11 protein-coding genes are annotated in these 11090 nt (G+C 61.9%); 1 reads left to right on the plus strand and 10 read right to left on the minus strand.

What is annotated here, in order from left to right:
• Nucleotides 1–84 precede the first annotated feature (84 nt).
• From NUV89_RS23125 to NUV89_RS23135, 3 genes are read right to left on the minus strand one after another with little or no spacing between them, the layout of a single operon-like run.
• The gene (locus NUV89_RS23125) at nt 85–636 is read right to left on the minus strand and encodes a GNAT family N-acetyltransferase (RefSeq protein ID WP_257783144.1); all 552 of its coding nucleotides are present in this window, start codon (nt 634–636) and stop codon (nt 85–87) included.
• Nucleotides 637–641: 5 nt separating this feature from the next.
• On the minus strand, nt 642–1103 hold the full coding sequence (locus NUV89_RS23130) for an LEA type 2 family protein (RefSeq protein ID WP_257783145.1): 462 nt from the start codon (nt 1101–1103) through the stop codon (nt 642–644).
• 12 nt (nt 1104–1115) lie between these two features.
• Nucleotides 1116–2543 carry a nucleobase:cation symporter-2 family protein gene (locus NUV89_RS23135; protein ID WP_207046406.1) on the minus strand — a complete coding sequence of 476 codons (1428 nt, stop codon included), beginning with the start codon at nt 2541–2543 and terminating at the stop codon, nt 1116–1118.
• 236 nt (nt 2544–2779) lie between these two features.
• Between NUV89_RS23135 and NUV89_RS23140 the strand changes: the two genes are divergently transcribed.
• Entirely contained in the window at nt 2780–4405 is a 1626-nt protein-coding gene (locus tag NUV89_RS23140) for a methyl-accepting chemotaxis protein (protein WP_257783146.1), read from the plus strand.
• Between the two features lie 125 nt (nt 4406–4530).
• On the opposite strand, the gene NUV89_RS23145 is transcribed toward NUV89_RS23140, so the two are convergent.
• The 7 genes from NUV89_RS23145 to NUV89_RS23175 form a co-directional block, all read right to left on the minus strand.
• Nucleotides 4531–4905 carry a hypothetical protein gene (locus NUV89_RS23145; protein WP_257783147.1) on the minus strand — a complete coding sequence of 125 codons (375 nt, stop codon included), beginning with the start codon at nt 4903–4905 and terminating at the stop codon, nt 4531–4533.
• Between the two features lie 207 nt (nt 4906–5112).
• Nucleotides 5113–6090, minus strand: a complete 978-nt coding sequence (locus tag NUV89_RS23150) for a D-glycerate dehydrogenase (protein WP_257783148.1) — start codon at nt 6088–6090, stop codon at nt 5113–5115.
• Nucleotides 6087–7379, minus strand: a complete 1293-nt coding sequence (locus tag NUV89_RS23155) for an MFS transporter (RefSeq protein ID WP_257783149.1) — start codon at nt 7377–7379, stop codon at nt 6087–6089. Before NUV89_RS23155 ends, NUV89_RS23150 begins: the two co-directional genes overlap by 4 nt.
• A 45-nt stretch (nt 7380–7424) precedes the next feature.
• On the minus strand, nt 7425–8366 hold the full coding sequence (locus NUV89_RS23160) for a sugar kinase (RefSeq protein ID WP_257783150.1): 942 nt from the start codon (nt 8364–8366) through the stop codon (nt 7425–7427).
• On the minus strand, nt 8359–9141 hold the full coding sequence (locus NUV89_RS23165; protein WP_257783151.1) for a sugar phosphate isomerase/epimerase: 783 nt from the start codon (nt 9139–9141) through the stop codon (nt 8359–8361). The genes NUV89_RS23160 and NUV89_RS23165 overlap by 8 nt, the downstream gene beginning before the upstream one ends.
• A gap of 43 nt (nt 9142–9184) precedes the next feature.
• Nucleotides 9185–10198, minus strand: a complete 1014-nt coding sequence (locus NUV89_RS23170) for a LacI family DNA-binding transcriptional regulator (protein ID WP_308220201.1) — start codon at nt 10196–10198, stop codon at nt 9185–9187.
• A 120-nt stretch (nt 10199–10318) separates the two neighbouring features.
• Nucleotides 10319–10960, minus strand: a complete 642-nt coding sequence (locus NUV89_RS23175) for a DUF1345 domain-containing protein (protein ID WP_257783152.1) — start codon at nt 10958–10960, stop codon at nt 10319–10321.
• Nucleotides 10961–11090 lie beyond the last annotated feature (130 nt).

An 11090-nucleotide genomic window follows, 5' to 3' on the forward strand; every position in this document is an offset into this window, starting at 1 on the left:
GTGTGTCAGTCGAAGCATATGTAACTGAAACACCGCATTCGCGAGCAAGCCCGCTCCCACACAAGCCCACTAAACATTAGATCTCTATTGGCTGGGGGATTTTGACTTCAGCCATTGCTCCCGGCTCATCTCCCAAATGTCCCGTGGGAAAGTGCCTTCAACAAACTGGCCTTCATCCGTGCGAATCAACCGCATCCCCTCACGCTCGGAAATCCGCCGCGACCCCAGGTTGGGCGCCGCCTTCGGCACCCGCAACACCGGCCGCTCCAGCACGCCAAACCAATAGTCAGTCACGGCCGCACTGGCTTCGCCCATCAAGCCTTGCCCCTGCCACTGCGGGCCAAGCCAGAACCCTCGGTTGTTATCCACCTCATCCATCAAGCTGACATTGCCGATCAACTGCTCCGGCGCGCTTTTCAGGCGGATCGACCAGTGCCATTCCGCGCCACGGGCCATGGCCGGCAGGGCGACGTGTTGCAGGTAGTCGAGGGCGCCGTCGGCCGGGTAGGGCCAGGGCACCAGGGCGTTGAGGTAACGCACCACGTCCCAGTGGGGGAACTGCTGCTGGATGCCCTCGGCATCGTCCAGGGTCAGCGGGCGCAGGATCAGGCGTTCGGTGAACAAGGTGGGTTGCATGGCAGTTACCAGGTGGCAGTGTTCGGCAGGTCCAGAGTGCCACGGTCGACAAAGCGCATCGTGCCAAACAGGCCGCCCGCCAGTTTGCCCCGCAGCACGTAGGGCAGGTTGTTCAAACTCTGGGTTTGGCTCAGGCCCAGGGTCTGACGCAACACGGAAAATGCCGAAACACTCACCGGCACCATCAGAACGGTCTCGGAGAAACGTGGGATGGTCCCGGCCTGATCACTGACCCCCGACGCCAGCGGCCGGCCATTGACTTCCAGGTCCAGGGCCACGCCGTTGTAGTCGATCGCCGTTTCATTGGGGTTCTGCACCCGCAGTTTCACGGCGAAGCGCACTTCCAGGTCCTGGCTTTGCAGGGGCTCGATGCCCACCACATTGATATTCACCGGGTCACGGTTGGGGAACAGCGCGCAGGCGCTCAAGGCCAGCAACAGTAACGACAGAACCATGAGCTTGCGCATAAACAGTGTCCTTTATTTCGTGACGTCCGGGTCCTGCATCACTTTGAGGGTAGAGGACTCCGGATCAAATTCATCTTCTTCCAGCTCTATGAACTCTTCCGGCAGGAAAATGTTCAGCAGGATTGCACAGAATGCGCCCACGGTGATCGGCGATTCAAAGATGTTGTGCAGCGCCTTGGGCAAGTCGCGCAGCACTTCCGGCACGGCGGCGACGCCCAGGCCCATGCCCAGGGAGATCGCCACGATCAGCACGTTGCGCCGATGCAGGCCGGCTTCGGCGAGGATCTTGATCCCCGCCACCGCGACCGTGCCAAACATGATGAGAGTGGCACCACCGAGTACCGGCTTGGGCATCAATTGCAGCACCGCGCCAATCATCGGGAACAACCCCAGCAGCACCAGCAGGCCGGCGATAAAGTACGCGACGTAGCGGCTGGCCACGCCGGTCAACTGGATCACGCCGTTGTTCTGCGCGAAGGTCACCATCGGCAGGCTGTTGAAGGTGGCGGCCATCGCCGAGTTCAGGCCGTCGGCCAACAGGCCCGATTTGATGCGCTTGATGTACAGCGGGCCCTTCACCGGCTGCTGGGAAATCATCGAGTTGGCCGTCAGGTCACCGGCGGCTTCCAACGGCGAAATCAGGAAGATCACCGCCACCGGGATAAACGCCACCCAGTCGAACGAAAACCCGTACTTGAACGGCACCGGCACGCTAATCAACGGCACCTGTGGCAACGCCGCCATGTCCACGCGGCCCATCATCCAGGCCACCACAAAGCCCAGGGTCAGGCCGATAACGATGGAACCCAGGCGCAGGAACGGGTTGCTGAAGCGGTTGAGGACCACGATGGTCAACAGCACCAGGGCCGCCAGGCCCATGTTGGCGGCCGCGCCGAGGTCCTGGGCGCCATAGCCGCCGGCCATGTCGGTGACCGCGACCTTGATGAGTGACAAACCCATCAGGGTAATGATGGTGCCGGTGACCACCGGGGTTATCAGCATGCGCAGCTTGCCGATGAACTGGCTCAACACCACTTCGATAAACGCGGCGAAAAAGCAGATGCCGAAGATCGTCGAAAGGATCTCATCGGTGCCGCCGCCCCGGGCCTTGACCATAAACCCGGCGCTGAGAATCACGCTGATAAACGAAAAACTGGTGCCTTGCAGGCACAACAGCCCCGAGCCAATCGGCCCGAACTTGCGCGCCTGCACAAAGGTGCCGAGGCCCGACACAAACAGCGCCATGCTCACCAGGTACGGCACTTCGCTTTCCAGGCCCAGCACACCGCCGACAATCAGGGTGGGCGTGATGATGCCGACAAAACTGGCCAGCACGTGCTGCAACGCGGCAAAAATCGCGGCGGTGAAGTGCGGACGGTCTTCCAGGCCGTAGATCAGGTCGGATTTATAGCGGGGGCGGGGGGCTTGAGCGTCAGACAAAATGCGGGCTCGGGTCAGAAAATGGAGGCGCAGGATGCCAGAAACTGCCTAGCGTCAGAAGTGTAAAAAAATATTTATAAACACCCTGCATAAATCTGCCGAGCCTGCCGATACCTCGTATAGGCCCACATTCCAATCACAACAGTGGTGACCAAAGGTCAGAACGGCGCGTTGACGCCGGCTGATCGTTTCGCGGCAGGGACGCTCGCAAACACTACTTCTGAGAGCCCCCCCCTATGTCACTTCGTCAGCTGAATATCGCCCCACGCGCGTTTCTCGGTTTCGCCTTCATTGCGTTGCTAGTGATTTTATTAGGGGTGTTTGCGGTCAACCGCATGACGCAGATACGCCAGTCCTCGGTGGACATGAGCGCGAACCAGGTGCCCAGCGTGACGTATCTGGGTTCTATTACCGAGAACGTGCTGCGCCTGCGCATCCTGTCGTTCCGCGTGCTGGTCAACCGTGAACCGGCGGGCCTGCAAGAAGCCGAAACACGCATGAGCGCACTGGCCGACAAGGTCAAAGCCGCCCAGGCCGGGTACGCGGCGCTGCCCGCTGGTACGGAGGAGGCCGCGTTGTACAAGACGTTTGTCGCCACCCTCGACAACTATTTCAAGGCCCAGGCCGAGATGCTGACCCTGTCCAGGCAAGGCAAGGTCGAGGACGTGCGTACCCTAATCAATACCCGGATCAAGGATGGCACCGACCAGATGGGCGAGCAGTTGAACAAACTGATCGCCATCAACGCGGCCGACGCCAAGGAGGCTGACGCTGAAGCCGAGCACAGTTATCAGGGCGCTATCACGGGAGTGATTGCCGTCTCGGTGGTTGCCGCCGTGCTCACGGTGTTGCTGGCCTGGCTGCTGACCCGCAGCATCGTCACGCCCTTGCGCAAAGCGGTGGAAGTGGCCGAAACCATCGCCAGTGGCAACCTGAGCAAAGTCATCGAAGACGATGGCAAGGACGAACCGGCGCGCCTGCTCAGCGCCCTGGGCACCATGCAGGCCAACCTGCGCCAGACCATCCAGCACATTGCCGGCTCGGCCACGCAGTTGGCTTCCGCCGCCGAGGAACTCAGCGCGGTCACCGAAGAAGCGTCCAAGGGCCTGCAACAGCAGAACAACGAAATCGACCAGGCTGCCACCGCCGTCAACGAGATGACGGCGGCGGTGGAAGAAGTGGCGCGCAATGCGGTGTCCACCTCCGAGGCCTCCAGCCAGTCCAACCAGGCGGCGCGCGAAGGTCGCGACCGTGTGGTGGAAACCGTCGGCGCGATCCAGACCATGACCCAGGATGTGCAAAACACCTCGGTGTTGATCGAAGGCCTGGCCACCCAAGGCCGTGATATCGGCAAAGTGCTCGACGTGATCCGCGCGATTGCCGAACAGACCAACCTGCTGGCGCTCAACGCCGCCATCGAAGCGGCGCGCGCCGGTGAAGCCGGGCGCGGTTTTGCGGTGGTGGCCGACGAAGTGCGGGCCCTGGCCCATCGCACGGCGCAGTCGACCCAGGAGATCGAAAAGATGGTCGCCGGCATCCAGAACGGTACCGGTGAGGCGGTGCAATCGATGCAGCAAAGTAATCAGCGCACGCAAACCACCCTGGAAATGGCCCGCGCCGCGGGTGTCGCGCTGGAGCAGATCACCCAGTCCATCAGCCTTATCAACGAGCGCAACCTGGTGATCGCCAGCGCTTCGGAAGAACAGGCCCAGGTGTCCCGCGAAGTGGACCGCAACCTGGTGAACATCCGCGACCTGGCGACCCAGTCGGCGGCGGGTGCCAACCAGACCAGCGCGGCGAGCCATGAGCTGTCGCGACTGGCGGTGGATTTGAATGGGATGGTGGCGCGGTTTGTGATCTAACAGCCACCACACAAACCCCCTGTGGGAGCAGCTTGCCTGCGATAGCAATCTGTCAGTCAGTAGATCGTTGACTGAATCACCGCTATCGCAGGCAAGCCAGCTCCCACAGTTTTTACAGCGGTGTGTCAGGGCGTTCGTGGGTTCAGGTGCAAACGCAGAAACTCGCCTTTTGAGTTCGGCGTGCAGATCTTGTAGTAGATCAGGTGCACGCCGTCGGCGAACAAGTGCAACAGCGCTGCGGGAACCGGAATCACGGTCTCTTGGTCGGCGTGGGTGACGGTGACCACAATCAGCGGCTTTTCATCGGGGCCGCCGATGCACAGACCAATGGTATCGCCGGGGGTTTGCCCCGGGTAAATGGCAATGGTCACCGGCAAGGTGTTTTTGTGTTGCTTGAGGTATTGATTGGTCACGCCAATCTGGGGAATGCCCTCGGGAAGTATGACCTTGACCGGTGTGTCCAGCTTGGGTGCCTGGGCGGCCTTTTTTGAAGTGGGCATGTCATCCTGCTCCTGTTCAATGGATGTCACTGCCGATTGAAGCGGGTTTCAGCGGGCTTCGATACTGTCATTTCTCACAGCATGCCAGCTCTGCGCAGTAGGTGTAGCACCGCTGCGATAGCAATCTGTCAGTCAATGCAGCACCGACTGAACCACCGCTATCGCAGGCAAGCCAGCTCCCACAGCTTTATTCGCGGTGTGTCAGAGCTACTGAGTCCAGGCCGCGGCATTCACCAGGTTCTGCGGCTTTTGCCCCTGCAAAGCTTGTAGCAGGTTATCCACCGCACACTTGGCCATCGCCTCCCGCGTCTCATGGGTCGCCGAGCCGATATGCGGCGTTGCCACCACGTTGTTCAAGCGCAGCAACGGTGAGTCGTGACTCAGCGGCTCACGCTCGAACACATCCAACCCCGCCGCACGAATCGTGCGTTGTTGCAGAGCTTCCACCAGCGCTGCTTCGTCGACCACCTTGCCCCGCGAGATATTGATAAAGATCGTGTCCGGTCCCATCTGCGCGAACTCTTTGGCGCCGATGAGCTTTTCCGTTTCCGCCGTCAGCGGCAACGTCAGGCAGACAAAGTCCGCTTGTTGCAGCAAATCCGCGAGGCCGCGGTACTGCGCACCAAAGCGCTGTTCCACCAACGGCTTGGGTGAATGGCTGTGGTAGATCACCGGCATGCCAAAGCCAAAGTGCCCGCGCTGGGCCAGGGCTTCGCCGATGCGGCCCATGCCGATGATGCCCAGGGTCTTGCCGTGTACATCGCTGCCAAAGTGCGCGGGGCCGATGTTTTTGTTCCATTGGCCGGCGCGCACCATGTCGGCCAGTTCGACCACACGGCGGGCGGTGGCGAGGATCAATGCGAAGCCGGTGTCGGCGGTGGTTTCGGTGAGCACGTCGGGGGTGTTGCTGAGCAGGATGCCGCGTGCGGTCAGGTAGTCGAGGTCGTAGTTATCGACGCCTACCGATACACTGGCCACCGCTTCCAGCTGCGGCGCAAGATCCAGCAGTTGTGCGTCCAGGCGCAGGCTGGCGCCGAGCAGGCCGTGGGCGCCCGGCAGCGCATCGCGCAGCTTGGCCAGGCCGCTGGCGTCCAGCGCTTCGATCAGCGTGACGTCGACCTGTTCATGCAGGCGGGCCATCAAGGGCGCGGAGAGTTTCTTGTACAACACGACAGACTTTTTCATGCGGTCTTGACCTTCAATTCGAGGGTTGGCGCCGGTGCGCGGTCGCTGGCGCCGGGCTTGAGGAAAATCGTCAGCACCACCGACAGCAGCAGCGCGCCGCTCATCAGCAGGTACGAGGCGCCGGGCGAGCCGGTGCTGCTATTGAGGTAGCCCACCAGGTACGAACCGCCGAACGAGCCGAGGGCGCCCATGCTGTTGATGAGCGCCATGGCGCCCCCGGCAACGTTGGCCGGCAGGATCTCCGGGACAATGGCAAAAAATGGGCCGTAGGGCGCGTACATGCAGGCCCCGGCGATCACCAGCAGGGTGTAGGACCACCAGAAATGTTCGGCGCCGAGCGCGTAGGAACCGTAGAAGGCGATGGAGGCGATCAGCAGCGGTGGCCATACAAACCGCTTGCGCTTTTGCAGCTTGTCCGAGCCCCACGACACCACCAGCATGCCAATCACCGCGGCCAGGTAGGGCAACGCCGACAGCCAGCCCGCCTCGACCATGTCCATCTGCAGGCCGGCCTTGAGAATCGACGGCAGCCACAACACAAAGCCATACACGCCGATGCTCCAGCAGAAGAACTGCAGCGCGAGGATAATCACCTTCGGCGAACGGAACGCTTCGCCGTAGTTCTTCACGGCCTTGATGCCCACCTGTTCGGCGGCGAGGGCGGTTTCCAGGCTGTGCTTTTCGCTGTCGCTGAGCCACTTGGCATCCTTTGGACGCTCATCGGCCAGCTTCCACCAGATAAACGCCCACAGCACGGCCGGCAAACCTTCGATGATAAACATCCAGCGCCAGCTGAAATGCTGCACCAGGTAACCCGACACCACCGACATCCACAGCATGGTCACCGGGTTGCCAAGGATCAGGAAGGTGTTGGCGCGCGAGCGTTCGGCACGGGTGAACCAGTGGCACAGGTACACCAGCATCGCCGGCATCACCGCGGCTTCGACCACGCCGAGCATGAAACGAATGACGATCAGCATATAGGCGTTGGACACCACGCCGGTCAGCGTGGCCAGGCCGCCCCAGAGGATCAGGCTGACAAAGATCAGCTTCTTCACGCTGCGCTTTTGCGCGTAGATCGCCCCCGGCACCTGGAAGAAAAAGTAACCGAGAAAAAACAGCGCCCCCAGCAATGACGACATGCCGGGGGTAATCATCAGGTCTTCGGCCATCCCGGAGGCGGCGGCGAAGCCGTAGTTGGCGCGGTCCAGATAGGCCAGGCTGTAGGTGATAAAAACGATGGGCATGATGTACCACCAACGGCGGGTGGCGAGTTTCACGGTTTCCATGGGGTTGCTCCTGAGCTTGTTGTAGTTGTGGCAACAGGTAGTGGGTTAGGCAACGGCTTGAACGGGTAACTCCAGGCGGGTAGGCAAACCTTCCATGTCGCCGCGGCTTTGCACGGCGCGGCTGCCGATCCAGTTGCCGCGCTGCACGGCCTCGGGAAAGCTGAGGTTTTCCAGGAGGGCGCTGACCATGCCCACGGCAAAACCGTCGCCGGCGCCCACGGTGTCCACGACTTTTTCCACCGGTACGGCGGCGATAAAACCCTGGTCCATGTGGGTGCGGTAGTAAGCGCCGTCTGCGCCGAGCTTGATGGCCACGGCTTCGGCGCCACGGTCGAGGTAGAACGCGGCGATATCGGCCGGGTCATCGAAACCGGTGAGCAGGCGGCCTTCGCCCAGGCCCGGCAAGACCCAGTCGGCGAGGCTGGCGAGGGCGTTGATCTCGCGGATCATCTGCGCCTGGCTGGCCCACAGTGAGGGGCGCAGGTTGGGGTCGAACGACACGCTGCGCCCGGCGCTGCGCATCTGCGTCATCAGTTCCACCGACAGCTCGCGGGTCGCCTCGGACAACGCCGGCGGTATCCCGGTGGCATGCAGGTGACGAGCGTTGAGCAAGGTCGGAGTGATCGCCGCAACCGACAGGTGACTGGCCGCCGAGCCCTTGCGGAAGTATTCCACCTGCGGGTCGGCGCCGGCTTCTTCGCGGGACTTGAACTGGAAACCGGTAGGGTGCACGGGATCGACCGCCACGTGCCGGCAATCCAGGCCTTCGTTTTGCAATGTGTCCACCACAAAACGCCCCAGGGAATCATTGCCCACGCGGCTCAGCCACGCCACCTTGAAGCCCAGGCGCGACAGGCCGATGGCGACATTGCTGTCGGCCCCGGCGATACGTTTGTGGAACTGCGCGACCTGGGCGAGATCGCCAGTCTGCTCGGCGACGAACATCGCCATGGTTTCACCAAACGACAGAATATCGATCTCAGACATGGGCGTTCTCCGCACGCGGTTGGCCAAGTTGGGCGAGGGCAGCGACCTGTTGCGCGGTGACCGCGATCAGGTCAGCGCCTTGCAGCGGGAATTCCACCGCCCGGGTAATCCCTTGAGTCATGTGCTTGAGCAATTGTTCCCACAGGTGCAGGTCGGTGGCGCCGGGCGGTTGGGCCACGAGTTTGCCGTCCGCGCGGCGAGCCACCGCCTTGCAGTGCAGGTAATCCACATGCCGGCCGAGCAGGCGTGCGGCGGTGAGGGCGGATTGGTCCTGCCACTGCCAGTTGCCGATGTCGAAGGTCATCTTCACCGGCAGGCCCAGGCGTTCGACTTCGGTAAAGAAACGCTGCATCGGCTCGATGCGCCCGCCGTGCAGGGTCTGGTCATTTTCCACCAGCAACTGCACCGGGTGGCGGTTGAGCAGGGCGTGCAGGCTGTCGAGGTCGTTGGTGTCGGTGAAGTAGCCGAGGGAGACTTTCAGCCAGCGCGCGCCGAACGCCTGGGCGCGGTCGAGGGTGGCGGCGAGTTCGCCGTTGGGCTGGGCGCGGCCGGCGACCCACAGTTCCAGGGGCGATGAGAACACCGATTCCAGGTCCTGCTGCGCCGCGGCCTCGGCCAGTGCCGTGGGCTGTTCGTGCGTTAACAGCTCTTCACGCCATTCGATGCGCTGGGCACCGGCGGCGGCGAGGACCTCGACAAAACTCAACTGGCCTTGCTGGCGGACCAAGTCGGCGCCGTAGCTGGAAAGGCTGATGGAGACGGGGTATTTATGCATTGTTGTTTACCTCTGAAACCGGTTTCATTTTTTAGAAAAAAATTTAGAGCCTCTGGGTGGAGCCTCTAACAATCAGTTGTGGCAGGAAATCCAGGGTGCGCGTCGGCTCGGTATCGCCGCGCAGGCGCTTGAGCAGGCACTCGAAAGCGCTGGCACCGATGGCTTCGGTAGGCTGGGCGAGGGCGGTGATGCCATTGCCTACCAGCGGGTACCAGTCCAGGTCATCCAGGGCGATCAAGCCAACGTCGTCGAACAGGTTGCAGCCCAGGCTCTTGAGCGCGCGGGTGCAGGCCAGCGCGGCGACGCCGTTGGCACAGAACAGCGCCTTGGGGCCGGGTTTGGCGAGAAAGGTTTGCAGGTGTTTTTCCAGCGCGCCGTCCAGTTCCACTACAGCACCGGTCAGCTGCGGGCGGCCGGCAATCTCGGCCTTGAAGCTGTCCAAACGCTCCAATCGCGAACTGGTGCCATCGGTCGCTTCGCTCACCAACAACACATCGCGATAACCCTGGTGTTCCAGATGCTCAACGGCCATGCGCACCGCCGCCGGGTTATCCAACCCCACCAGGTCGCTGTGCAGCGGCGCGACCTTGCGGTCCACCAGCACCAGGGGCATTTCCCGTTGCAGTTCCAGCAGTTGGTCGAGGTGATGGCCGAGGGTGTTCACGATCAGCCCTTCGATGTTGTACGAACGCAGCGCAGCGAGGTGCTGGCGCTCCTGTTCGTCATCGCGGTCGGTGTTGCACACCACCAGGCTGTAGCCGTGCTGGCGGCAGGCGGTTTCGACGCCGTGCATCACGGCAATGGAATAGGGGTTGCGGATGTCGGCGACGAGCATGCCGATCAGGCGGGTGCGCCCGCGTTTCAGGCCACGGGCCATCTGGTTGGGGCGGTAGCCGAGTTGCTCGATGGCTTGCTCGATGCGCAGGGCGATGGCATCGGAGAGCAGGGCGCGGTCGTCGCCGATAAAACGCGAGACGCTGGCTTTGGACACGCCGGCGCGTTCGGCCACGTCAAGCATGGTCACGCGGCTGCGCTGGGCGGCTGAGAAATTGTTCACGGTCGTCGACCTTCTATTTTTATTGGTATGACTGAAACCGGTTTCAGGAAACCATTAAATTAGGAAAGTCGTCAAGAAGATGTAGGACAAAGACTGATGGCCGGTGCGTCACGCTCGGTCTCAGCCGAACAGCCCCGCCGCGATATTGATCGAGAAACCCAGGATCGCGGTGTTGAACAGAAACCCGATCAGCGATTGCCCCAGCACCACCTTGCGCATGGACCGTGTCGCTACCCCCACGTCCGAGGTCTGAACCGCCACGCCAATGGTGAAGGAGAAGTACAGAAAGTCCCAGTAATTAGGGGTCGTCAGGCCTTCGGCAAACCGCAGCGCCGGTTCCTTGCCGTCCCAGGTGTAATAAAGGCGCGCGTAGTGCACGCTGAAAATCACCCCGATCAGCAACCACGAACCGATCACCGTCAGCCCGGTAAAGCCGTAGTGCAGCAGGCGCGCGGTGGTGGGCAGGTCCTTGCTGCCGACCAGTTCGAAGGTGATGGTCGCCAGGCTGGCGATGGCCGCGATACACACCATGAATAGCACCAACCCGGCGTTTTCATCTTCGATTTCGGCGATGCGTTTAACGTCCGGGGCCTTGGCGCGGATGGTCAGCCACAGCATGAGCACCAGGTAGGTCCAGACGCCGGCGTTCCAGCCGATGAGGATTTTGCTGGCGAGGCTGTCGGCGGGTGTCAGGATGCCGATGGCAAGGCCGAGTACGGCGGCGGTGGAAAGGCGAGGGTGGGTGCGGGCGAGGAAGGGCATGGCGGCTCACAACTGACGATGTGTGAACAGACTGTACAGGATCGTGAATCTGGCCACTAACCTCTGTGGGAGCGGGCTTGCTCGCGAAAGCGGTGTGTCAGTCAATGCATCCGGTGACTGACACACTGCC

Source organism: Pseudomonas sp. 18.1.10 (assembly GCF_024655625.1).
GTDB lineage: Bacteria > Pseudomonadota > Gammaproteobacteria > Pseudomonadales > Pseudomonadaceae > Aquipseudomonas.

Coding starts and splice junctions, on each gene's coding strand:
- NUV89_RS23125 (WP_257783144.1), bottom strand. CDS start 636: ATGCAACCCACCTTGTTCACCGAACGCCTGATCCTGCGCCCGCTGACC.
- NUV89_RS23130 (WP_257783145.1), bottom strand. CDS start 1,103: ATGCGCAAGCTCATGGTTCTGTCGTTACTGTTGCTGGCCTTGAGCGCC.
- NUV89_RS23140 (WP_257783146.1), top strand. CDS start 2,780: ATGTCACTTCGTCAGCTGAATATCGCCCCACGCGCGTTTCTCGGTTTC.
- NUV89_RS23145 (WP_257783147.1), bottom strand. CDS start 4,905: ATGCCCACTTCAAAAAAGGCCGCCCAGGCACCCAAGCTGGACACACCG.
- NUV89_RS23150 (WP_257783148.1), bottom strand. CDS start 6,090: ATGAAAAAGTCTGTCGTGTTGTACAAGAAACTCTCCGCGCCCTTGATG.
- NUV89_RS23155 (WP_257783149.1), bottom strand. CDS start 7,379: ATGGAAACCGTGAAACTCGCCACCCGCCGTTGGTGGTACATCATGCCC.
- NUV89_RS23160 (WP_257783150.1), bottom strand. CDS start 8,366: ATGTCTGAGATCGATATTCTGTCGTTTGGTGAAACCATGGCGATGTTC.
- NUV89_RS23165 (WP_257783151.1), bottom strand. CDS start 9,141: ATGCATAAATACCCCGTCTCCATCAGCCTTTCCAGCTACGGCGCCGAC.
- NUV89_RS23175 (WP_257783152.1), bottom strand. CDS start 10,960: ATGCCCTTCCTCGCCCGCACCCACCCTCGCCTTTCCACCGCCGCCGTA.